The organism is Pseudoalteromonas sp. A22 (genome assembly GCF_018141345.1).
GTDB lineage: Bacteria > Pseudomonadota > Gammaproteobacteria > Enterobacterales > Alteromonadaceae > Pseudoalteromonas > Pseudoalteromonas maricaloris.
Map to the genome: position 1 here is coordinate 550,859 of NZ_CP047237.1, position 25,514 is coordinate 576,372.

A 25,514-nucleotide genomic window follows, 5' to 3' on the forward strand; every position below is an offset into this window, starting at 1 on the left:
GCTGAAATACTACTAACGCTCTTTGCTTTTACAACGAGCTCAAACCAACTTCCATAGGGCTTTATCTTCTTAAACTCACCATACTCATGGAAAAACTCACAAGCATCAGGCGCATGACCTAGTTGCTCTGTTAGATTTTGATAATCATCAAGAGCCGTGGTTCGCTGTTCTTTTAGCGAGTTGCCGCCAAAAGTCAGTAATTTCTAGGTCGTAATTTACAAAACATCCTTCGGGTAGCTGAACTACTTGGTTATCTTTACTTAACTTAGCAACTAAGTCTCCAGGCGAGTGTGTAGCAAAAAGTGCATAAGGCTTGTTCAAAAAGCTGTGGTGGTTACCAATAAAATCTAATACCACCAAATGCGTTTTCTGTTGATGGGTTCTCAGTCCACGGCCTAATTGTTGTAAGAATAAAACCTTTGATTCACTGGGCCTCAGCATCATCACTGTGTCGATACTGGGTAAGTCAGTGCCCTCATTAAACAGGTCAACACTAAAAATAATTTGTAGTTTTCCAGATGCTAAATGCGCGAGTGCTTCACTGCGTTTTATGCTTGACTTTCCATGTACTGAAGCCGCTTTAATTCCCGCTTTATTGAAGTAGTTTGCCATGTAGTCGGCGTGTGCGGTCGAAATACAAAATGCCTGCGTGCGTGTTTGCGCTAACTGTTTCCAGTGCTGTAAAGCATGTCTTGCTCTTTGCTCTGTGGCAAATTGGTTGTTTAGACTGGTTGGATCAAACTTGCCGTTACGCCAAGGAATTGCGGTATAGTCAACGCTTTCGTCCCAAATACCATAATAGTGAAACGGCACGAGCGTTTTGGCGTCAATCCCCTGCACCATATTCCGCTCATAGACGAGGTTGTTGTCACACAGGCTTAAAATATCGGCTTGGTCCGTTCGCTCTGGTGTAGCTGTTAAACCAAGTAAGAATTGCGGCTCAAAATAAGACAGCAAATTTCGGTATAATTTACTGCTCGCGTGATGAAATTCATCAACAATAATGTAGTCAAAGTAATCTGCTGTAAACTGCCTCAAACTCTCTGTTTTACCAATGCTCTGCACAGAGGCAAACAAAAAGTCGGCATCACTTTGTTTTTGCTTACCGGTATAAAACCCTGCGGTACAATCAATTAATCGCGTAAACGTCTTAGCCGCTTGCTTGAGAATTTCTTCTCTATGTGCCACAAATAGGACTTTTTTAGCGCCTACTTGTTGAACATCAAAAGCAGCAAGCCACGTTTTTCCCATTCCTGTCGCTAATACCACTAAGCCTCTTTTATAGCTTTGTGCTCTTGCGCTATTCAGTTTTTCTAAGGCTTCTTGCTGCTCAGGTCTAGGGCTAATCGGCTCAATATCTATATCAGCAACAACATTACTAACAGTTTTGAACTGTGACTTCTTACGGCGTTCTTGATAGTGCTGTATCCATGGGTAGCTTAAACATGCGGTTTGAGGGTGAGTAAATAAACTGGCAAACGCAGCCTTAAACTGCAAAAATGTTGCCTTGTTATTACCACTCTGACTAGCTATAAAATCATGGCGAAAACACCACTCTAACCCTTGAGTTAGTGCCACTGCGCTTATATTGTTTGAACCAATAAACGCACTCCCCTCATAAATTTGACCATCTTCACCTTTGGTTTTGGTGAAAATGTATGACTTCATATGGAAACTCTCATTTCCGCGAGTTTCATATACTCGCAGATCAGCCCCTAAAGTCTGTAGTGTCATCAATTCTTTAAGTGCGAACGGACAAGTAAAGTCTAGGTAATCCGACGTAAGTAGCTTTAAGGTAGTGCCGTTTGCTAGAGCGTCGTACAAAGCATCAAAAAGTAAATCAAGACCAGATCGCTGAATAAATGAAACGGTAATTTCAACCTCGTCAGCTTGTTCTATGGCATGGAGCAGTGCAGGTAACAAGGGGTCATCCCCCCCTACATAAAGTTGCTTATTGGTGCAAAGCGCGAGCTGTCTTCCTTGGTTATTGCTGCTCACCTGATTAATCCTTCCTAAGCAGAGCGTTTAACCAAAGCTCATTATCGCGGTTAGGTCTTCTATCTTCCGTCACCCATTGCTTAATGACGTTGAGATTTGGACATGTTGTGGTAACTTTTGATAATCCGTCTTCATTAAGATCTGTAAATCTACGGCCATTGTGCTCCCGTTCACCCGCACCATATTTGAACGAAACATACAGCACGCCATGAGGTTTAAGCGCGTCTTGTAACTTCACAAAAACATTGGACAAGTCTTTCTCTGCAACATGTAAAAGGCTGGCACAAGCCCAAATACCATCAAAAGCAGCAATATCTTGTATATCTTCAAAGAATTGGTGTCTCACTGGTTGGCCTAATTGTGTAGCGGCAATCTTCACTAGCTTTTCGCACGCATCCATTGCGCTAACTTCATAGCCAAGTTGTTTGAACGCGACAGCGTCGCGGCCACTGCCACAACCAGCGTCTAAAATGTGAATATGACGTTTATCACGCTTTGGTAATTCAGGAAGAAACTCCTGATAAAGCGGTTGCATGTCCACATTAAATGTTGAGTTTGCAAATTCATCTGCATATTGGTCGTAATAAGCGAGCGTAATTTCGGACATCTTTTACCTAACATAACTTCATTTAGTGGCGCAGTGTAAATGACGAAAAGTATGATTTCCATGTCACCATTGAAACTCTGCAAACTCACATTTGCTGTCCGTCGCCAATGTGATGCCACAGTAAAGCTGATCTTACTAATCTAAATGGTTAGATAAACGCTCAAACACATAAAGATCCTGTTCGTGAGCGGTTACTTCATCCTTAACCACTGTATATATTCATTTGAAATTAGATGTAAACGAATGCTGAGAGTATTAAACCCGAAAATCCGTAAGTTTTGTAGTGATTTGCGTCAAATTCCGAAGCTTTTGCCACCAAAGTGTTAGATATTTTTTGCCAGACCGTTAAAACCAGGGTTAATTCAAACTGTTAAAAGTAACAAATATAGATGGGCTAGCCCATTACAACGTATTACAGCTATTTTTATCACTTTACTGGCTTGAATGGTGTTTTTGTGTGTTAGGGGTCTAAATATTTTGTAAAAGCTAGCTGAAGTGCGTTAATACATTTAGGTTCGCGCTGTTCTGTTTATGCTTCAATTTCAATATTTACAACTAGCAACATACCAATCACAGATTATGGAAATAAAAAGGCCGCGACTCAAGCATCGCGGCCTCAGGAAAATAGCAGGTTTTAATTACAATTTCTGAAAACGTACTGTGTTGGACAGCTCAGTTTCTTTTTACTTCCAAAGTTACCATTCAGTTGAACTTGGCGACCATTTTTGCCAGAGAGCACTAAATCAACAAGCTTGTCGGTTCCGCTTTGAGCCCAAAAATAAACTGGCTCAGCTCCCGTTATCGACTTCGCATCGTGGATTTTACGAATATAGTTGGCTTCTTTTGGATCTGTGTAATGCTGAGCGCCCAAATAACTCCAAGCTTGAATACCTTGGGTTGACTTGAGGTTGCTATTATACAAATGAACCTTTCCGCCAGCTAAGCTATCGCCACTTGACATAGGGAAAGCAATTTCACTATACCCACTGTTATTTTCTGTACGAATCGCGCCCGAAGAATATGCGTGATCAGCCCAACAATCTGATGCATTGTAGCAACCTACATAGGATTTATTACCTTGTTGATCTATCACAAGCGTGCGGATCATTTTTCTCGATTCAGACGCGGTCTTAGGAACAAAACCGTGGATCCCGTCAGTCTCGTTAACTAACACCTTTAACGAGGTGACTTGCTTTCGGTCGTTGACGGTAATATCCAGATCTTTAACGTAAATGCGCTTAACTATAGTGGTTGTATATGGGTTATAACCATCAACAAGATCGACGTTATTGTCTGGTTGATACAGCAAGGCCTGGTTTAGCTTGTTAAAGCTATTAATATACTCATTATAAAAAGTATCAATTAAGCGCTGCCCATTGCGGTTATACCAAGTTCTTCCGTTATCACTGGAGTACATAAAATACAGATTTGTTCGGTTATCATTCGGGTAATGGCGAAGTTGGCCTCCTCCATCCTTGCCTCGAGCATAACAGTCTGCTGTTGAAAAGCCATTAATGGTACAGCGATCGGGTACGTGCACGTTAAATGCGACCGCGATAACACCATCTTTTTCTGTACTAACAGCATAATGTCCAAAACTCAGCTTATCATCCAGTGCAACTAGTTTTTTACTAGGCTTAACAGCAACTTGTTGGGTGCTCGCATTAGTTGGCGCAACTTCCGTAAAATAAAGCTGCCGACGGGCATCCTGTCGAAACTTGTCTCTCATAGCCGTTGTTGTTTGGATGTAACGAGTATTCAATAGTACAAATTTATCCTCTACCCACCAGGCTTGCGGATAAGTAAAGCCAAGGTAGTGACAAGAAGCGTTGCTATCTGGACAGTTGTGCTCTCTATCTAGGGCACTACCTAATTCATTCTCAGCGTGAACAAGTTCGAATGCGCCTACATTACCATCTCTTAATAAATCGGTTTTCAAAGTTGAACGATAGATTAATCCGCCACGATTGGAGTTGCGGCCTGAAATAAATACGTAAACATAGCCTTTATCATCCATATTGATGACTCCCGTATCGTGGAAGTCACTGGTTTCTTTCACATGGACTATAACAGGCTCCTTAATCTCACCAGTTTTATAGTTATAGGCACCAACAGCAATAACTAAGCGTTCGTAGTTTTTATTCGGTGGCATATTAGCTACAGCGCAATCGGAATGCGCACCATTGATAACGTAATAAGTCCAATCACCACGTTGTATTGCCATTGGTGCAGCTTTCGCAGAGCCCGTCGAAGACGGGCCTGAATACTTTGATACATTGACGCCACCAACTAAAAATAGTTGATTATCTAGGCTATACCAACTACCACGTAGTAGCTTTCTATTTAATCCTCCAGCCAAGTTCAAGTAATTGTACTGTGACAGCTCATCACGAAAGTTATTAGCGTAATTACTATGGGAGTCATCTTGATAGTTTAAGTTTACTTGTTCATAACGACATTTGCCGTGTTTATTGAAGTTGTAAAGATCTGAGTAGCCTTTACTTGAATCGACAGCAAAGCTAGAAAATGCAGGGGAAAGTAAAATTCCGGCTAGCAGCGCTTTTTTCACATTTGTATTCATTGTCATTCCTTTAGTTGAATTAGCTAGTCCCTATAATGAAACTAGAAACCAATTTAATAACAAAGAAAACAAAAATACAACATTGTCATTTGAATAGTTTGGACGGTTTACAACTTTTCCACATTCACCTACATTGAAAATGTAGCTTGGGTCTCAACAGGAAAGTGGCATGCACTTCAAGAATAAAATAACAAACGAGCGCTCTTACAATACCGGTGGCAGTGAGGCAAGTAGTCTTGAAAGTGACCGCGGGCGTATTATCAACAGTGCTGCGCTTAGACGACTGCAACAAAAAACCCAAGTGTTTCCGCTTGAGCGCAATGCGGCGGTGCGTTCGCGCTTAACGCACTCGCTGGAGGTGCAACAAAATGGCCGTTACATTGCTAAAAAAATTGTTGATGCGCTGGTGCAGCAAAGTAGGCAAGATTTGCTGCAATATGAAGATAAAAACGGACAGCAGGTGGATTTGTCTGAGTGTTTGGTTACTCTGTCTGAAATGGCCTGTTTGATGCATGATATTGGTAACCCTGCATTTGGTCACTTTGGCGAGGCCGCTATCAATGATTGGTTTAAACGCTATTTGAGCCAGCATCAGCAGTTTGCAAAAAGTGCTCGGGCGGCGCTGAGGTATGGCTCAAAGGAGAGCAAAGCATCTGATCTGGCGGTATTAAATCAAGAAATGGAGTTACTGCTCGATATTTGTAGTTTTGAGGGTAACGCCCAAGCTATTCGTGTTATTCATACGCTTTCTCGCCTTAATCTTACCTATTCACAGTGTGCCACTGTGATGAAATATACCCGCTGCGCAACCACACCTAAATCAACCGTAGCCATTGATAAATCTTATCTGCAAAAGAAAGCAGGATACTATTTTAGTGAGAGTGGGTTTGTTAGTGAGCTGTGCGACAAATTGCAGATCCAAGTGGGTAATCGCCATCCTGTGACTTATATCATGGAAGCGGCTGACGATATTGCTTATTGCCTTGCTGATATGGAAGACGCTGTAGAAAAAGGCATTATTAGCGTAGATGAGTTAACAGGCTGTTTAATAGAGGAATATCAAAATATCGCCGCAGGATTTGGGATCACCGATGACAAGCTGTTAGAGCTTATGAGTAAAAAGCTGCACTATGCCAATGACAAAGCCAGCAAGCATATGGCGAATTTTGATAATGAATTTTTTATTTGGCTCCGCGTGGGGTTGCTACACCCGCTTGCTGAACATGCCAAAACGCGTTTTATCGATAATATTGGTGCGATCTACGAAGGGAGTTTTAACGCTTCGTTACTGGAGGATAATAGCCATCTTCATGCCATTGTAAAGTCATTGAAAACGGTGGCGGCCAACAAGGTATTTTCGAATAAAGAAGTCGAGCAATTGGAGCTTCAAGGTTATAAGATCACCAGCAGCATATTGAATGAATATCAGCGAGTGCTTGACTTAGACGCTAATGAATTTAACGCAGCATTAAGTGGCGACCATGACTTTGCGATAGAGTCGCGATTGATTAATCGGATTTCCAAAAAGTATGTTGCGGTATACCGCGAAACGGTCGCGCAGCTTAGTGAGGCTGAGCAAGCAGAGCCGATTTTTGAGTTTTATTATCGCTGCCGCCTTATTCAGGATTTTATTAGCGGTATGACTGATCAGTTTGCTTATGATACCTATCGTGCCTTGACCGCGTTGGATTGAGGTTAATGGTTGAGAGAGTGAGCGCGATTTTGTTGAAAAGATCGCCGCGTGAAGCGGCTCCTACACAAGGTAGCAAGCGGATTTATTCTGCTAAAACAGATGCCTGTCGCGGCGTAAAGCCGCTGCTACGAGCGAGGTAAAAGTAGAGAAATGATCGCCGCGTGAAGCGGCTCCTACACAAGGTAGCAAGCGGATTTATTCTGTTAAAACAGATGACTGTCGCGGCGTAAAGCAGCTGCTACGAGTGAGGTAAAAAAGGTAGAGAAATGATCACCGCGTGAAGCGGCTCCTACACAAGGTGGCAAGCGGATTTATTCTGTTAAAACAGATGACTGTCACGGCGTAAAGCCGCTGCTACGAGTGAGGTAAAAAGTAGAGAAATGATCGCTGCGTCCTGCACAAGTGGCAATAAAGAAGGAGGTGCAAATTGCACCTCCTTTGAGTTTTGTAATCTAGTAATGCTTTACATGAATATTAAAACGTCACGTTTACACCAAACCAAATATTGCGGGCTTTGTCTTTTACGTTGTAGTCGTCGCTAAATACGACTTCACTTACCACACCACGGCCGCTTAGGTATTCGTATTTACCATCACCGTTTAAGTCGTTGTAATCCGTGCTATAAGACGTAAAGTCTTCATCCAATAAGTTATTGATACGCGCAAACACAGTAACATTGTCGTTAAAGGTGTATTTAGCACCTAAGTGCAGTAGGTTGTAGTTTTTGTAGTACATGGCTTTGTCTAGATTATTGTCCCAGCCACGGTAACGATCAGAGCGCATTTCAGCATTTAGCGTTAGTGAAAACTCGTCTGTTACTTGCCAGTTTACCGTGACATTTGCCATGTGCTCAGCGGTATTGGTTAGTGGTTGACCTTCTTGAGGGCCGCTCTTTTGCTCGCTGTCAGTCCAAGTGTAGTTTGCGTAAAGTGAAACTGCATCAGTGAACTGGTAACGACCTGCAAGCTCAATACCTTGGATCTCAACTTTGTCGATATTGATTTTTTGGCTATAAGTATCGTAGCCAAGCTCGTCGTATACACCTAAATTCACGCATGGTTTTGCACCATTGGTTGCAGAGCAGCTCTTGATGGTATCACCACGGGCGATTTTATCGTCAAACTCCGTTGAGAAGTAAGTGATATTAAAATTGTGGTTCTCTGTTGGGTGCGTCCAATACAATGCAACTTCGTTGTTTACACTGGTTTCTGGTTCAAGATCTGGGTTACCTGCAAACGGTGACGTACCTTGACCACCAAAGCCGGTGATACCATTGTATAAGTCGGTCGTTTGTGGCGTTTTATAACCTGTGCTGATCCCGCCTTTTACTGTCCAATCGTCAGACAGCTCGTATACACCGTATAGACGCGGAGAAAGTTGGCTACCAAATACATCGTGGTTATCGTGACGGACACCCACTGTAACTGTTAGCGGATCGCTTAAGTGCCAGTTATCTTCTACAAATAGCGAGTACATTTGGTGTTCCTGAACGCCTTGATCAACGCCAGACTCCATACCAAATACGCCATCTTGCAATTCACCATCAACCCACTGGCCGCCCACAACAAACACGTGATCGCCAAGTAAATCGTCAACAGGAATATCCACTCGCGCGTCTAACGTATATTGGTTGCTGTTCAGTGTGCGCTTTGGACGTGGTAAGAATGTGCTTTCAGCAAGCGCTTTACGTTCTGCTTCTTCCATATCGGCATATTTACCACTGCCATCATACATGGCTTGTAGTAGTTTACGCTCTGCAACAGAAAGCGGCATAGTACGGCCATTGTTATCGGTATCAACAAACGCCAATGACACAAAGGTTTCAATATCACCAAACGTACCTTGATGCGTTAGTGACCACCAGCTTCGGTCAAATTCTTGATCCGCCGCATAACCTGCGCGTGGATTTACCACACCGCGACGGTCTTGCCAGATTGATTCGATGTTATCTTTGGTGCCAAGCGGATAGGTAATTTTGCCCGACTCAACGTCGTAGTTTGGTGTATTATCGTACTCTTGATTTGAGATATCGTAGTCAAAAGTAACCGTGTGGTTGTCGTTTGGCGTAAATACAAAGGTTGCACCCAATTGGGTGTTAGTGTTGTCTACTGTTTTGCCACCGCGCCCAAAGCCAAGTTCACGATGATGCTGCTCACCATTTGGATCGATTGCAGGTGAAAACTCAGGGTTTGAAGCTTGACGCTCATAAATGCTACCGCGAGCAGAAAAGTTGAGTAAACCTTTAACCAAAGGTCCATAGATACTGAAGTCAGTGGTAATGTCATCACCAAACTGGTCGTTTGTTTGTAGGCTTCGGCCAAAATCGATGCTACCAGTCCATTCATCTACTGACTTTTTAGTAATAATGTTGATTACGCCGCCCATCGCATCTGCGCCGTAAAGTGTAGAGGCAGGTCCCCTAATGACTTCAATTCGCTCAATGGCACTTTTAGGTGGAATATGGTTAAACGCGTTACCACCAAAGTTATTTGGGTAGATATCACCGTGGTTGTTTTGACGCTTACCGTCGATAAGTAGCAGCGTATATTCACCTGTTAAACCGCGCATACTCACGCTGCCTTGGCCGGTTTTATCTCGAGTTGTGCCAATGTCCACGCCTTCTTGGTACTTCACGGCATCAAGCAAAGTCGTATAGGACTGAGCTTGAATGTCTTCAGCAGTGATCACTGAAATACTCGCGGGTGCTTCTGGTATTTTTTGCTCAAAACCAGTCGCAGTTACAACGATGTGTTCCATGTCTGGCTGTGCTTTTACCGAGTCAGCAAAAGCAACTGGACTAAGGGCAGAAAGCACCAAAGCAGAAAGTACACCACGTTTAAAAGGCGTGTTTGTCATTGTTAATATCCCAAAATTTATTGCATTAAAGTAAATTTTGGCGCGTACTCTAAATGGAAACTGAACAAAAGTCAAAAACATTGATAATTAATCTCATTTGCATTTTTGATTTAAATCATATTTAAGGGGCGTTATAGACTTTTTGATTTTTCTTTTTTCTGCTTATGAAGAGATCGCCGCGTAAAGCGGCGATTTTTAGAGAAAAGATCGCGGAGTAAATCCGTTCCTACAATATACTCAATCCCTTGGTAGGAAACGCTTTACGCGGCGATCATTAAAGACAAGATCGCGGGGTGAACCCGCTCCTACCACATATTCAAGCCCTTCGTGGGAGGCGCTTTATGCGGCGATTATTAGAGAAAAGCTCACGGGGTGAACCCGTTCCTACGACATATTCAAACCCTTGGTGGGAGGTGCTTTATGCGGCGATTATTAGAGAAAAGAGCGCGGAGTAAATCCGTTCCTACAAAATACTCAACCCCTTGGTGGGAGCCGCTTTACGCGGCGATCAGTAAAGAAGAGATCGCCGCGTAAAGCGCTTGCTACAAGCTAAACAGTAAATTCCCTTGCATTGTCGTTGAGCCGATGACTGGTTTGCTCTAACTGCTCAACAATGGCCATAAACTCATTCATCCGCTTAATTGCTTCTTTGGAAATATCGCTCAGGCCATTGATATTAGTGTTAATGTCTTCTGTCACCGATAGCTGCTCCTGTGAGGCGGTGGCAACACCTTGAGTCAAGTCTTTGATTTTGCTCACCGCTTCAAAGATACTATCGAGCACTTCGGAAGATACCATCACCTGCTCTTCCGTCGTTTGCACTTGGTGCTGGCTTTGCTGAATGGCGGTATTCGCACTCCCCGCTTTGGTTTGCAGCTGGTTGATGATATCGCGAATTTCTTCGGTGGATTTTTGGGTTCTTTGTGCAAGGGTCCTTACTTCATCTGCAACAACAGCAAAACCGCGGCCTTGCTCTCCCGCCCTCGCCGCTTCGATGGCAGCATTTAATGCAAGCAGGTTAGTTTGCTCTGCAATAGCTTGGATAACGCTCACTACATTTGACACTTGGTCACTTTGCTCAGTCAACTCAGAGATAATATTCGCAGTTTCGTCAAAGCGCACTGACAAATCACTAAATTGCTGACTGGTTTGCGACATCACTTCCATCCCCCGCTGTGCTTCAAGTTCAACCTGATTGGCATAATCTGCGGTACTCACTGTACTGGACGTGACCTCATTGAGTGTTGCGGTCATTTCTTCCGCAGCCGTGGCGATGGTTTCAAGACGGGCGTTTTGTTCTTCACTTATCTCTTTATTACTGCGAATAAAGTGCGCCACTTCTTTGGAAGATTGTGACATCGCGCCGCCCGCAGAGCCAATATTCGTTACTGTATTTTTAAAGCTACTGAGCATACGGTTTACGATATTAGCCACCGCTTTAATCTCTGTTGCGCCACTTTCGTCTACCGTTTTTCTAAGATCGTTTGAACTGCCAATCTCTTCAAAAGTTCTACCAAGCAATTCAATTGGTTTCACAATACGACGACGAACTAAATACACGCCGAATAAGCTGAAACATACGGTTATCACTAACATCACCATAGCCCACAAAACGTAAGACTCTACAGCACTGTGAGCTTGCACAACATTTTGTTTGGTGCGGTTTTCAAGTTCAGTAAAAAACGATTCAACCGGCTTCATGATGTTGGCTTTATAGCGATGATAATCATCACTGTGGGTAAGCTTAACCGCTTTGTTCAAATCGGGCTCACCTTGAATGGTGTAATTACCGGCACTATCTTTAAACTTACCTTTTACTGCGTTCATGGCTTCGACTTCTAATGCAACAAGGCCATCGGAATTGGCTTGTGCCTCACTTAAGTAGTTGAGCTCCTTTTCGCTAAAGCCCGCCGCTTTCATGGCATCGAGTAATACTTCTCGCTGACCGTCTGGTTTTGGTTTCTCACCATAGTTAAGCACCAGATCCCAATAGATTTTATGGTAGCCTTCAGGCCTTGCCTTTTCACCATTACGAATAGCTAATACATCCATATACATCTTTTCGTATTTATCGTTGCCAGTTACCGCATAGGTTCTGCCCAATCGCGTTAAATCGTCTGAGCTTTGTCTTAATTCGTCGGCCAGTTGATAGGCTTTATAGCGGTTGTCAGCCATTTGTTCAAAATCAAGTAAGGCGTTGTACATGTTAACAACCAATAAGGTAACGATGACCACAAAAACAATAATGCCACCGAAGATAGTGGTCATGAGGATACGGATAGAGTTTAACTTCATGATTCTAGCCTTTATTGAAGCGTTCACAATAAAGACTAGTGCAGGGGTTGAGATTCTTCTAGCATAGAATTAGGAACAAATGGAGTTGACATAATAACAGTGAGAACCAAATCAAAAGATCGCGGGGTGAACCCGCTCCTATCATATACTCAAACCCTTGGTAGGAGCCGCATTAGGCGGCGATTATTAGAGAAAAGATCGCGGGGTGAACCCGCTCCTACCACATATTCAAATCCTTGGTGGGAGCCGCATTAGGCGGTGATAATTAGAAAAAGATCGCGAGGTGAACCCGCTCCTACCATATACTAAAACCCTTGGTAGGCGCCGCTTTAGGCGGCGAGCATTAGAGACAAGATCGTTGGGTGAACCCGCTCCTACCATATACTCAAACCCTTGGTAGGCGCCGCTTTACGCGGCGATCATTAGAGATAAGATCGCGGGGTAAATCCGCCCCTACCACAATAAACACCGCTTAAATACTGGCAGGCATACCCATGCAGCTTGCATAGTAAGTGGTCGTTGCTGGCCAATCAGAGAATACGCCGATTACGCCAACCTCTTTGGCCAATACATCTAGCACTTTAAAAGTATCGCCATCATTATCTATCATCGCCTCACCTGACAGACTGCCGTTGATGCTTTGATAGTACCAACCACCGCCGCTGGCTAGGTGACCAGAGCGCTCTAGTGTCCAAGTGATGATCTCAAGCCCTGCTGCTTTTGCAGCTTTGGCATAAGGTGAGGGTACGATTTCCCCTCCTTCTTCGGTTAATAACATCCAAAGAGGTGGTGCGATAATGTTAACACCATCCGCTGCAAGCTCTTCCATCGTTGGCGACAATAGCTCTGGGTTATGCACGATTTGCTCTGCTGATACCATGGTTTCATTGTCTACTGCCTGCGCTTCGTATCTGTCGTCCAAATATACTGCCTGTGCGCCAAACTCTGGATTTTCTTTTATCCAATAGACGACATCGTCCCGATTAAATGACTGCGCCCAGACATTTTTTGGATCTACATTTGCAGCTTTATATTCGTCGATCATTTTTTGTGCGTAGGCTTCGTGTGTAAAACCGTCAAAAGGCATAGCGACAGACGGAGTCTTCAGCTCTGGCGTCATTTTCACGCCTAAACTTTTAAATAACTCAATACTCTGGGCATGGGTCATTAAAGTGCCACGGCTCGAATATAAATCGGTGCGCCAATTTGCCGTGCCATCCATATATTCCTCTACGGTTGTGGCCATTGAGTTTGCGGCATCCATTTTACCTTTTAATGTCTTAAACTCAGCCAAAGTAATGTCGCTGGTACAACACATCGCTTGGGCTGCAATTCCATTTTCAGGATCGCCTGGTACAAATGGTGTTGTACATTTTTGGCCTAAATCCGTTGCTAAAATATTTGTTGTAGTGTGTAAATCACATTGTGAGTGGCGACAAACCAGCTCTTTGTCTTTGGTAAAGGCAACGTCACACTCTAAAATCCCAGCACCCATTTTAGCCGCCGCAATATAAGATTCTTTCGTGTGTTCAGGAAACTGCATTGGCGCACCACGGTGTCCAATTGAAAAGTCTGTTTTATAAAAAGGTCCGTTAGCACACTGCTCAAGCTTGGTTTTGAGTGCACTGTCTTCCATATCTTGAATCAAGAAATCAGGACGTGTGCCCACTTGCATAGCACTTGCGCTACCTGCTGGCACCTCCACAATTACCGGAACTTCAACGACTTTTATTTCAGTCTCCGTTGTGATCACCGGCTTTTCAACCTGTACAACCTCCACAGAATCATCATCACATGCACTCAGTAATAATGAAGCTACGATCGCAGAACAAACGCTTACCTTATTCATTGTAATACCATTATTATTTTAAAGAAGGCTTACGCTAGACGCTTTGCATTACAATTATGGGAACAAATAATGATTTTTTGGTTACATATTTTTAACTAAATATAACTCCCCTGACTGGACAGCGGTTGTGTAATTTGAATATAAAGAAAAAGAGCCTGCACTTAACAGACTCTTAGATGCGAGATAATTACTTAATGATTAATTAGCTATTTGGCCTCTTAACTCACCACTTGGATTTGCTGGTGTATGCACATTTACGTAGTGACCACCGCCTGCCAGAATCGCAAATATTTCCGCTGTCAATGCTGCATTGGCCGGAGCCATCCAGCGATTGGCATCACTACTATCTTGCATTAATGCCAATAACACAGGGCCGTTTTCACCGGCAATGCCAGTATGTATATGCGCAGCCGTTGCATCAGCAACACCTGAGGTGAGGACTTGTAATTCAAGGTCAAAGCCGTTTCGATTTACCAAAGCATATCCACTACCAGTGGCAGTGGTTGTGACAGCAGGGACTTCTTGCTCGCCACTCAATGGAAACGCTACCAAAGTGTAGTTGTCAGTGAGGATCTGACCACGGAGTTCACCACTCGCACTTGCTGGTGTATGCACATTAACATAGTGACCGCCCGATGCCAGCACTGCAAAAATCTCAGCATTGATCATGGTGTTGTCTGGCGTCATCCATACATTCATATCATCGGTACTTTGCTCAAGGCCCACTAAAACATCACCATTCATGCCGATCCGGCCAGTATGAATATGTGCCGCCGTTGCATCCTCAACACCCATTGTCACTACACGAAGTTCAACTTCATAATCGTTCATGTTAACCAATGCGTAGCCATCCCCTGACGCCATTGTCGATACTGCAGGAACCTCTTGCTGACCTGAAAGCGCAAATGTAGCGAGCGCATAATTGCTGGTAAGAATTTGGCCACGTAGCTCACCACTGGGATTGCTAGGAGTATGGACATTAACATAGTGACCACCTGATGCGAGTACTGCAAAAATCTCGGCATTGATCATGGTGTTGTCTGGCGTCATCCATACATTCATATCATCGGTGCTTTGCTCAAGGCCCACTAAAACATCACCATTCATGCCGATCCGGCCAGTATGAATATGTGCCGCCGTTGCATCTTCAACACCCATTGTCACTACACGAAGTTCAACTTCATAATCGTTCATGTTAACCAATGCATAGCCATCCCCTGACGCCATGGTCGATACTGCAGGAACCTCTTGCTGACCTGAAAGCGCAAATGTAGCGAGCGCATAATTGCTGGTAAGAATTTGGCCACGTAGCTCACCACTGGGATTGCTAGAAGTATGGACATTAACATAGTGACCACCCGATGCGAGTACCGCAAAAATCTCAGCATTGATCATAGTGTTGTCTGGCGTCATCCATACATTCATATCATCGGTGCTTTGCTCAAGGCCCACTAGAACATCACCATTCATGCCGATCCGGCCAGTATGAATATGTGCCGCCGTTGCATCCTCAACACCGCTAGTGACAACTCTGAGCTCTACTTCATAGTTATCTGTGTTCACAAGGGCATAGCCATCACCGGATGCCATTGTTGCTACTGCTGGCACTTCTTGTTTGCCGGATAAGTCAAATGTTGCAACTGCGTAATTGTCCGTCAGGATTTGGCCGCGGATCTCACCATTTGGTAGCTCTGGCGTATGAACATTGACGTAGTGTCCACCCGAGAGCAAAACGTTCAACGTCGCTTCGTCGATCATCGTGTCATCTGGCGTTACCCAGTCTGTCATTACTTCGTCGTCCTGCTCTAACACCACAAGCACATCGCCGTTCATACCAATGCGGCCAGTGTGAATATGTGCTGCAGTGGCATCATCGACGTCCATAGTGACCGCGCGAAGATAAAGCTCGCCGTCGGTGCTGTCGTATGACGCATAACCATACCCCATGGCACTACTTTCATTCATTGGCACCTGTTGTGAGCCATCTAATTTGAACGTGATCACGCTTACCGTGTCTGGCACAATCTGAGCGCGTAACTCGCCGCTTGGAAAGGCTTCGGTGTGTAGATTGATATACCAATCACCATCCAACATATCCTCAATTAGATCCTCAGACAGATCTGTGATTGGAATACTGACCTTATTGTCATCTGATGCTTCAAAAGCGAATGCCACATCGCCATTCGCCCCCAAATCACCATCGTGAATATGTGCAGCACTAAAACCTTCGACATCGCTGTAGTCGAGTGTTGCTCTGAATTGCATCAGATTTTCATCAAGCTCAACTGTTGCGGAAGCAGTTTGCATTGACGTATTCATCGGTACTTCTTGCTTTCCTGATAACATCAATTCAAAGGTCTTAGTCGCTGAAAACTCTTGGACTGGCGGGGGTGGCGGAGGTGGCGGAGGTGTAACTGTATCGTTATCGTCGTTATCGCTGCATGCCATAAGAAGCATGAGGCTGGCACTTACTATAAACTTTTTCATTATACTCATCCTGTAGACTCGGTTAAAAAGAATGACTTTTGTCACCCATAGCTAACCCTTACGAACAGAGTTGAATAAAAGTTCATCAAATTTGCAAAATTATTGTATATTTTTGTCTGTACCTAATTGCGCCAACTGCAATACCAACTTTTGCCTGTTCATCCATTGATACCGATGATACTAACGCTTGAATGGCATTACATTCAGCTCAGTGATATCAATGAATTTCTCACAATAATTGTGAAACCTCATTGCCATATAAGAGTCATATTTTTGTGATTAAGTAGCTGCTTTAACAATAATAATCAGGATATTTTATGTTTAAGCACTCACTTATCGCGCTCTCTTTGCTTTCTCTTCTCACTGGCTGTTCACTTGATGGTGACGATGGCGCCACAGGCTCGCAAGGGCAACAAGGCGTTGCCGGACAAGATGGTAACGATGGTCAAAATGGCTCCGACGGCCAAGATGGAGCAAACGGACAAGACGGAACCAATGGCACTAACGCCAATAGCGTGCTTGAAATAAGTCTTGTGGGACGCGCAGTGCTTAATGCAGAAAGCCCTGAAGGCGCCGCTGAAATTGTCGCTTACCAAGCATCCAAAAAATGGATATATGCCATTAATAGTTCAGGCAGTGCCGCTGTGGTTGAAGTTATTCCAGCAACCAGCTTTGATACGGCCGCTCTGGTCAAAAATAATGAAGGTGTTATTACCGCTACAAATTTAACATCAGCCATGACAATCAACTTAAACGACAATACACCCGGCGACGCAAACAGTATTGCAGTTGACGAAAACAACCAACTATTGGCAGTTGCAATGGCTGCCAAGACTACGGGTGACGCAGGACAAATCGCTTTTTATGATATCTCAGGTGCAACTCCGGCCTTTGTTAAAAATGTAACAGCAGGTGCACTACCTGATATGGTTACCTTTACTCATGATGGCAGCAAAGTCGTGGTCGCAAATGAAGGGGAACCCGCAGGTGACTACAGCGTTGATCCTGAAGGTAGCATCAGCATTATCAACATTACAAACGGCGTAGTTGCAAATACAGCAACACAATTAGACTTTAGCGCATTTAACACCAAGCAAGCTGAGCTAGAAGCACAAGGCATTGTCTTCGCCAATCCAACTGGTCGCACTATCAATGGCAAACTTATTAATACGACAGTTGCGATGGATTTAGAACCGGAATATGTCACCATCTCTAAAGACAACCGCTTCGCATATGTTTCAATTCAAGAAAACAACGCACTCGCTATCGTAGATCTAAGTGACAACAGCCTTAATTTAGTCGGTTTGGGATTCAAAGACTGGTCTAATTACACCATAGATGCCTCGGATAAAGATAAAAAGATCAACTTTAAAAAGTATCCCGGTCTTTACGGCATGTATCAGCCAGATACTATCTCTAGCTACACGTGGAAAGGCGCGAACTTTATTGTCTCTGCTAACGAAGGTGATGGTAGAGAATACTTTTTTGATGCTGCCGATGAAGCCGACTGTACCGCGAGAGGTGGCCTAGATTACGATAAAGACGATGGCTGTTTAGCGTACATTGATGAGAGCCGTGCCGAAGATCTTACCTTAGCAAGCAACTTTGCTTATCTCAATAATGACGATGACGACATTGGTCGCCTTAAAGTTACAACGGTGAAAGGCGATGAAAATAATGACGGCCAATATGAAGCGCTGTACACCTATGGTGCACGTTCATTCACCATTTGGGATAGCAACGGCCTTGTGGTGTTCGACTCAGGCGATCAAATCGAGCGGATCACAGCCTCCGTGCATGGCGCACAATTTAACAATGATGAAGACACCAATGAAGGCGATACGCGCTCCGATGCAAAAGGCCCAGAGCCGGAAGCACTAGCGCTAGGTCAAATTGGTGAACGCACTTTTGCATTCGTTGGCTTAGAGCGTATGGGTAGTATCATGGTTTACGATATCACCAACCCTTACGATGTTAAGTTTGAAGATTATTTTTACAACCGCGGATTAGTTGAAGATGCCGAAATTAGTGGCGACTTAGCCCCAGAGGGCATGGTATTTATTCCTGCCGACAAAAGTGCAACTGGCGAAGCCTTATTGGTGATCGGTAATGAAATTTCCGGTTCAGTTGCGGTGTGGCAAATCGCTGAAAAATAAAGCATTCACATTATGTCGCTGTGGGAGGCGCTCTATGCGCCGATCTTGATGAAAAGCTCGCGGGGTGAACCCGCTCCTACACCATATTCAAGCCTTTGGTGGGAGCCACTTTATGCGGCGATTGCAAGCGTAAAGATCGCGGGGTGAACCCGCTCCTACACCATATTCAAGCTCTTGGTGGGAGCCACTTTATGCGGCGATTGCAAGCGTAAAGATCGCGGGGTGAACCCGCTCCTACACCATATTCAGGCTTTTGGCGGGAGCCGCTTTACGCGGCGATTGCAAGCGTAAAGATCGCGGGGTGAACCGGCCCCTACACCATATTCAAGCCTTTGGTGGGAGGCGCTTTACGCGGCGATTGCAAGCGTAAAGATCGCGGGGTGAACCCGCTCCTACACCATATTCAAGCTTTTGGTGGGAGCCGCTTTATGCGGCGATCTTTAGGTTATTCTGACAATCCTTTGACCGTATTTGTGAGGTTTTCTGCGCCTTGCTTTATTTCATTCATCACTTTATTCACTTCATCGATTTGTGCAAGACCAAGCTCTGTGCTTTCAGACACCGTATTCATCAGTGCGGTGGCTTTTTTAGTTAACACTTCATTCTGATTTACCACATCATTGATTTCGTTGGTCGACTGCGAAGTACGTGCTGCCAAGCTTCTTACTTCATCGGCTACCACCGCAAACCCTCTTCCCTGCTCGCCCGCTCTGGCAGCTTCTATCGCTGCATTTAACGCAAGCAAGTTAGTTTGCTCTGCAATCGCACTGATGGTAGACACAATTGCCGAAATCCCTTTTGACTGTTCATTAAGCTGTGCTATTGCGGCCATTGCACTTTGTACTTGATTAGAAATAAGCCCTGAGGTACTAACAGACTCTTGCAGCAGCAAACTCGCACGGGCCGCTATTTGCTCGGTTTGCTCTGATGTCACCTGCGCAACCTCGGCAGCTTGTGCGACTCGATGCGCTTTTTGCACCCGCGCCGTGATATTTGTTGCGAACTTTATCACTTTAATGACTTTGCCATGTTCATCAAAGATAGGGTTATACGTTGCTTCAATCCAAATATCTTCGCCATGTTTACCTAAGCGATGAAAGCGACCACTTTTATGCTGGCCTTTTGCCAGCTCTTGCCAAAAGTGTGGCTGCTCTTTATAAAAGCTGTCGTCACAGAACATTCGATGATGCTGGCCTTTAATCTCACTAAGTTTATAACCCACAGTTGCCGTGAAATTTGGATTCGCATCTAAAATAACGCCCTCGGGTGTAAACTCTATGGTCGCCATGGATTTATTGAGTGCGTTAGCTATCGCTTCTTGTGCTGTTATGGTGAGTTTTTCTGCTGTGATGTCATTCGCAATTTTCACAATACGGGTGACTTTGCCATTTTCTTCAACCGGAAAATAGGTAGCGTCAAGCCAAACCACGTCACCTGTTTTGGTAAAGCGCTCAAAATTACCAAACTGAGCTTGGCCACGTTGAAGGCTTGCCCAGAAACTACGATACTCTGAAGAGTTTACATAGTCCTTGTGGCAAAAAATACGATGGTGCTGTCCTATCACTTCAGCCTCTGTGTAACCCACGACAGCGAGAAAATGTTGATTGACTGCAGCTATTTGACCATCGGGTGTAAATTCAATTTTTGCGACCGCTTCATCAATCGCAGAAAGTAATGCCCGAGCACGGTTGAGTTCAGCGGTCAAATTTTCAACTTCTTGATTTGGCTTTCGAAAAAAGTTCATAAGCTATTCCGTAACAAACAATATGCATGACTGCATTATTATCATAGTTTTGGTAATAAAGTATGAATTATAGATAAGAAAGTGGAGTTTGGCGTTCTAACATACGCACCAAAACAAGCCGCGCGCTGATCACACAAGCAACGCGACTTGGCATTATATCAATTGTATTGACTAACCAGTGCTTAGGATAGCTACTTCTGTACCGTTAGACGGTAGTCACCCGCACCGCTGTATGAGTAAACCAAAATGCGGTAATAACCTGAATTTGCCGAATAGTTAATTGACTCTTGTGAGGTTGGCGTCTCCGAAATTGCAACTTGTTGCCATGCACCACCTTGCCAAGCTTCGAGTTTCAAATCGAAGTCTGCGTTCGCCGGCCCCTCTAAAGTAAGTGCTATTGTGCCACCGCTGTACTGAAACCAACTGCCGTCAGGTTGTATGGCTTGTTGCTTGTCTGCTAAGTATCCAGTGTAAACATCTCCCGCAGGTGGTGGGGTTGTACTACCGCTTACGGTAAATTGGATCTCTGCAGCGGGATCAGAAATATTGCTGATGGACAAGCCAGAGTCGCTTCCATTCCACCATAGCGCATTCGTCCCTTTGCTACTCAACGCATTCGGCAGTGTGGCGCTAAACTCTCCTGCCACATCAAATAAATCGCCATTATCCCCACGGTTGCGACCATTTTCAGGATCTCGTTTGGCATCACCATGCTCCATTTGGATATACGGATACCATTCATTCGAGTTATTGCCCGCGGGATCAACGTGCCAAATAGCCAAGCCAGAATCGAGTTGCTCTGAGTTTTGTCCCGATTGATGAATAGCCTCAATGTAAAAGGCTTCATTTGTGTTACTTGGGTTGGTCCATTTATATGAGCTATTAGCGCCCGAAGTATGACTTAGCCTTCCCGTTGGGGCATTTGCATTTACGGCTGGATTAAGTTCAGTTACCGTATCCCAACCAGCTATTGCTCTAAAGTGTGCGACAGGTGGCGTCGGCTTAAAACGGTTGGAAGCACCAATCGCGCCAAATCCCATAACGCCAAAACTTGCGACTGAGCCTTCTGAGCTGCCGTCATAATCATAAAGATCGGGCCAATTTGTGATTAAGTGACCTGACTCATGTACAAAGGTGCCAATTGCAAGGCTATTTCCCATATCCGTGATTTGATAGCGATCTGTACACACGCCATCAGCACAAAAACGTGGACTGAGTCTTGCCATATGTGGCCACAGACCTTTAGACCATGCACTATCAGAGTTGCCAGCATAAAAAATATTTAATCCACGGATCTGCCCACTACTATTTGTAGTCAGCGAGCTAAAATCAAATCCCTGTTGAAATTCAAGCCAGTTTAGCGCTTCTTTTATAAGTTCTTGCGAGCGTACTGTTGAGCTTAATGCGCTATCCGCATAATACGCTTTGTTTTTCTTTGCGGTGTAATAAGCCGTTACCGTATTGGTATAATCGAGCTTGCCTCCAGAGACCGACGAAAAATACCCTCTTACTGACTGCGCGTTACCAAATTCATTGTAATTTTGGTCATTTAAAAAACGCTCAACTTGCGCTTTTGTGATAGTGCCGCGCTCATCAGGGAAATCAATGATGATAGTTAACCCTTTTACTTGACCGCTGATCTCGGCATTCAACGCCATTGCATTATCACTACGCTCAAACTGATGAGTATGTACCAAGTCGACTGGTGTTTGATTTTGACCCAACATTAACTGCTGCGCCGCTTTTACCTTTTTTGCAATAGCAGTCGAGGATAATCCTTGCTGCATAGCATCTACTGAGTGACGTTGCATGCCCCGCTTACTGCGTTTGGTCACAAGCTTACCTGTTGATATAAGTTGCTCTCCATCGACTGATACCTGTGCGTAAGCCATGCCTTTGAGCGAGGCATCATACACTACAAGCTCGCCGTCAGGTGTACGCTGCTGAGCAAAGTACGTATTACCATTAAGAATAAGAGTGATCACCTCACCACTTGGTTGGGTAAATTGATACTGTTCATTTTTATAAGGTATCGCCGCGTTTACTGCGACACTGGTTGCCAATAATGAGGTTGCGATAATTGCTGATGTTAATTTCATTTTTCCTTTCCTAGGTTACATGTTGTACAACTCATTAACATACAGAATGGATACAAAATTGCAACAACTCTCAAACCATTAAAGGTACAAAATTTATCAACCAGATAAATAACAAATAGTTACATCGATTGTAATTCCATCATTTTAGAAGCTTTATATTTCAAAGTGAGCAAAAAAAATCCGTTTAAACTATTTTTTTCAATTTTTAGTTTACAAGTACTAAACATTACATTAGCATTGGTCTCGTTCCTTTGGGGCTGCACCTTTTTACCTGCGTATCTAGGCGTGCCTAAAGTCACAATTGAACTCCCGAGAAGTAGAGCTTGCCGACTGGGATGTTGGCATTATTGGGATTTCCTTGGCACAGCTTGTTGCTATTGGAGTTTTTATGCAGGCCAGATGGCCTGCTTTTTTTTGTCCAAAATTCGCCATCTACGCTTTATACCAATTGCCGAGTGCAACTCAACTGGTTAAACTCAAAGCACATGTTCCTGATTTGATGTAAACCATGTCGGCACTACGTAAACCCGTTTCGGTATTGGTCGTAATATACAACGAGCATAATGAGTTTTTGCTATTACAAAGAGCAGACGATAAACACTTTTGGCAATCAGTCACTGGGGGAGTAGATCCCGGTGAAACTCCAATCACTACCGCGTATCGAGAGTTAAAAGAAGAGACCGGTATTGACGCCGCGGCGCTTGGGATCACCATCCACTCGCATAATAAAACGAATCAATACACTATAAGACCGCAGTGGCGCCATCGTTATGAGCCGGGTGTTACCATAAACACTGAACATGTTTTTAGTGTCCAAGTACCGTCAGGGATCAGTGTGGTACTTGCTGAAGATGAACATACAGACTTTATTTGGCTTAACAAAACACACGCTTGTGAACGCGTCTGGTCCCCAAGCAATCGACAGGAAATAGAACTCATAGGAGTATGATTGAGCTATGTTTACGACATTAGGATCTTTACAAACACCATGTTTAGTTGTTGATAAAATTGCTTTTTTACATAACCTTTCGCGTCTGGAAAAGCATCTTGATGCTTTTAATGTGCCCCTTCGCCCACATTTGAAAACGGTAAAATCCATTGCAGCCGCAAGCTATATTTTGGCCGACAAACAAGCAGGATGTACGGTCTCCACCCTCAAAGAAGCAGAAACATTTGCAGCGGAAGGTTACACTGATATCACTTATGCGGTGGGGATCACAGAAGATAAGCTACAACGCGTTCTAGCCCTAATCAACCAAGGTGTCAACCTAACCATACTGCTAGACAGTATGGAACAAGCCATGCTTGTCTCGCAATTTTGCTCGGAAAATGAGTGTACGATTCCTTGCTTGATAGAAATAGACTGTGACGGACATCGCGCAGGACTTAGCCCTAAAAACAAAGAAATCGTGACCATCGCAACCATACTGGAAAGTAGTCGTTTATATCGGGGTTTACTAACGCATGCCGGTGGCTCATACGCGTGTAGCACGGCCGAGCAGCTAATACAGTTTGCTGAGAAAGAGCGCTCAGCAGTTGTGACTGCCGCGTCCATGCTGGAAGAGGCAGGGATCACCACAACAGTGCTGAGTATTGGCTCTACCCCAACAGCACTGTCAACGCAAAACCTCGATGGGATCACTGAAGTGCGAGCTGGGGTCTATACATTCTTCGACCTTGTTATGGCTGGTATCGGCATATGTGACATCGAAGATATTGCACTAAGCGTGCTAACGCGTGTCACTGGTATCAAACGTAGTGAAAATAAGCTCTTTATAGATGCAGGCTGGATGGCGCTTTCAAGAGACAGAGGTACCGCGAGTCAAGCGTTTGATTGCGGCTATGGCCTCGTCTGTGACCAAGCGGGTAATTTGCTGCCTGGGCTCAAAGTAACCTCGGCAAATCAAGAACATGGCGTTATTGAATGTGAACCCGGCTTCACCTTACCAGACGTGAAACATGGTGACCTACTACGTATTTTACCAAATCATGCATGTGCAACAGCTGCTCAGCACTCGGGCTATCATGTGTTAAGTCATGATGACATCGAGTTTTGGCCAAGATTTGGGGGGTGGTGATAGCTGTACCGCCCGACACAGGATCAGGAGCATGCTTAGTGGATTAGTTTGAGCCGAGTTGATCTATGTAGCGCTCTATAACTTCCTGAATAGATCGATGCTCCTGAACGGGTAAATAATTTATATGGGCCAATAAAAACTCTTTGGTACCATAATTACTGAGTAGTATCTGATTTACTCTCTCTAACACCTGCCTGCTTACTTGAGTCTTATTACACATCACATGACCTAAAATAAACCGAGGTGAATCCGCGATTAGATAGGACTCATATTTATCTTGATTGGCTTTCGCGTATCGCATCACTTCAACAGGGTAACCAAGCAGAAAATCCACACGTTTCAACTCGAACATCCGATGTACAGTTTCATAATGATTACTTCCACCTCTCACCACTTTATTAGCGCTATCCACCTGTGCTAATTGCTTATCTAAAAAAGGCCCATATGACAGATCGTCAGCAGTTACTATCAGCTTATTTCTGTATACGTTAAAAAGTTGCATAAGAGAGACTACATTACCTTCTTCATCAAGCACTTCTTTAGATAGCGGAGGTGAATCAGCATGTTGATATAGACGTCTACTGATATAAAAATTTACTGGCAAGCTGAATAGAAAGTTTTTTTCGCGATAAGTAGTTTTTACTTTGTTAAGAGTGCAAATAGCTGATTTATCTTGCTTTAGCATTGAGCGTAACGTCCGTTTATAACTTGCGCCGAGAAACTCAATGTTTGAGAGGTTTAACTGTTCAAATAGTATTTTGTTGGTTGCGCCAGCAATATTTTCAGGTTTAGCTTTTTGCGTCAAAATAGCGAGGTCTTCTTCATCATCCAAAAATATCTGAATCGTTGTTGCATCAACATTAGCAGTGACAGCTAAGCAAAAAACGACAAATAGGTACCTCAGAAAATTCATATACATCATTCAATTACCTGGTAAACAAAAGGATTCCTGAGCCTAATACCTCCCTCTCTAAATTTAGTTGAGGATTTTACGATTGTAAAATCCATACCTTCCACCAACTCACAAGAATATTATATTGAATATTGTATACTTTAATCCTATGTTAAATA

Annotated in this window: 14 protein-coding genes; 4 read left to right on the plus strand and 10 right to left on the minus strand. The window is 44.0% G+C overall.

Annotated features, from left to right (window positions below; all coding sequences use genetic code 11):
• Window positions 1–147: 147 nt before the first annotated feature.
• The 3 genes from GSF04_RS23255 to GSF04_RS02215 form a co-directional block, all read right to left on the minus strand.
• Window positions 148–1,998 (minus strand): DEAD/DEAH box helicase family protein, encoded by a 1,851-nt coding sequence (locus GSF04_RS23255; RefSeq protein WP_249122373.1) that lies wholly within the window; start codon window positions 1,996–1,998, stop codon window positions 148–150.
• Between the two features lie 4 nt (window positions 1,999–2,002).
• Window positions 2,003–2,605 carry a class I SAM-dependent methyltransferase gene (locus GSF04_RS02210; RefSeq protein WP_211857395.1) on the minus strand — a complete coding sequence of 201 codons (603 nt, stop codon included), beginning with the start codon at window positions 2,603–2,605 and terminating at the stop codon, window positions 2,003–2,005.
• A gap of 634 nt (window positions 2,606–3,239) precedes the next feature.
• Window positions 3,240–5,186: a BNR-4 repeat-containing protein gene (locus GSF04_RS02215; protein WP_165384140.1), complete on the minus strand. Its 1,947-nt coding sequence runs from the start codon at window positions 5,184–5,186 to the stop codon at window positions 3,240–3,242.
• A gap of 169 nt (window positions 5,187–5,355) precedes the next feature.
• On the opposite strand from GSF04_RS02215, the gene dgt reads away from it, so the two are divergent.
• Entirely contained in the window at window positions 5,356–6,879 is a 1,524-nt protein-coding gene (gene dgt / locus GSF04_RS02220; RefSeq protein WP_211857396.1) for a dGTPase, read from the plus strand.
• A 474-nt stretch (window positions 6,880–7,353) separates the two neighbouring features.
• Here the strand turns inward: dgt and GSF04_RS02225 are convergent, their stop codons facing one another.
• The 4 genes from GSF04_RS02225 to GSF04_RS02240 form a co-directional block, all read right to left on the minus strand.
• A complete protein-coding gene (locus GSF04_RS02225) occupies window positions 7,354–9,735 on the minus strand; it encodes a TonB-dependent receptor (RefSeq protein ID WP_211857399.1) in 2,382 nt (793 codons plus the stop codon).
• A 549-nt stretch (window positions 9,736–10,284) separates the two neighbouring features.
• Window positions 10,285–12,030 carry a methyl-accepting chemotaxis protein gene (locus tag GSF04_RS02230; RefSeq protein WP_211857400.1) on the minus strand — a complete coding sequence of 582 codons (1,746 nt, stop codon included), beginning with the start codon at window positions 12,028–12,030 and terminating at the stop codon, window positions 10,285–10,287.
• 472 nt (window positions 12,031–12,502) lie between these two features.
• The gene (locus GSF04_RS02235; protein ID WP_211857401.1) at window positions 12,503–13,879 is read right to left on the minus strand and encodes a glycerophosphodiester phosphodiesterase family protein; all 1,377 of its coding nucleotides are present in this window, start codon (window positions 13,877–13,879) and stop codon (window positions 12,503–12,505) included.
• A gap of 198 nt (window positions 13,880–14,077) precedes the next feature.
• Complete coding sequence (locus GSF04_RS02240) at window positions 14,078–16,366, minus strand: CHRD domain-containing protein (RefSeq protein ID WP_211857402.1); 2,289 nt, start codon at window positions 16,364–16,366, stop codon at window positions 14,078–14,080.
• Window positions 16,367–16,683: 317 nt separating this feature from the next.
• Here GSF04_RS02240 and GSF04_RS02245 point away from each other — a divergent pair, with 317 nt between their 5' ends.
• Window positions 16,684–18,522, plus strand: coding sequence for a choice-of-anchor I family protein (locus GSF04_RS02245; protein ID WP_211857403.1), 1,839 nt, complete (start codon window positions 16,684–16,686; stop codon window positions 18,520–18,522).
• A 445-nt stretch (window positions 18,523–18,967) separates the two neighbouring features.
• Here GSF04_RS02245 and GSF04_RS02250 read toward each other — a convergent pair whose 3' ends face one another.
• Together GSF04_RS02250 and GSF04_RS02255 are read right to left on the minus strand one after the other, a co-directional pair.
• Window positions 18,968–20,266, minus strand: coding sequence for a PAS domain-containing methyl-accepting chemotaxis protein (locus tag GSF04_RS02250; protein ID WP_211857404.1), 1,299 nt, complete (start codon window positions 20,264–20,266; stop codon window positions 18,968–18,970).
• 191 nt (window positions 20,267–20,457) lie between these two features.
• A complete protein-coding gene (locus GSF04_RS02255; RefSeq protein WP_211857405.1) occupies window positions 20,458–22,365 on the minus strand; it encodes a M6 family metalloprotease domain-containing protein in 1,908 nt (635 codons plus the stop codon).
• A 508-nt stretch (window positions 22,366–22,873) separates the two neighbouring features.
• Here GSF04_RS02255 and nudB point away from each other — a divergent pair.
• Window positions 22,874–23,314, plus strand: a complete 441-nt coding sequence (gene nudB, locus GSF04_RS02260) for a dihydroneopterin triphosphate diphosphatase (protein WP_045989266.1) — start codon at window positions 22,874–22,876, stop codon at window positions 23,312–23,314.
• Window positions 23,315–23,321: 7 nt separating this feature from the next.
• Window positions 23,322–24,443 carry an alanine racemase gene (locus tag GSF04_RS02265; RefSeq protein WP_211857406.1) on the plus strand — a complete coding sequence of 374 codons (1,122 nt, stop codon included), beginning with the start codon at window positions 23,322–23,324 and terminating at the stop codon, window positions 24,441–24,443.
• Between the two features lie 43 nt (window positions 24,444–24,486).
• Here GSF04_RS02265 and GSF04_RS02270 read toward each other — a convergent pair whose 3' ends face one another.
• Window positions 24,487–25,365, minus strand: coding sequence for a hypothetical protein (locus GSF04_RS02270; protein ID WP_017218222.1), 879 nt, complete (start codon window positions 25,363–25,365; stop codon window positions 24,487–24,489).
• Window positions 25,366–25,514: the final 149 nt, after the last annotated feature.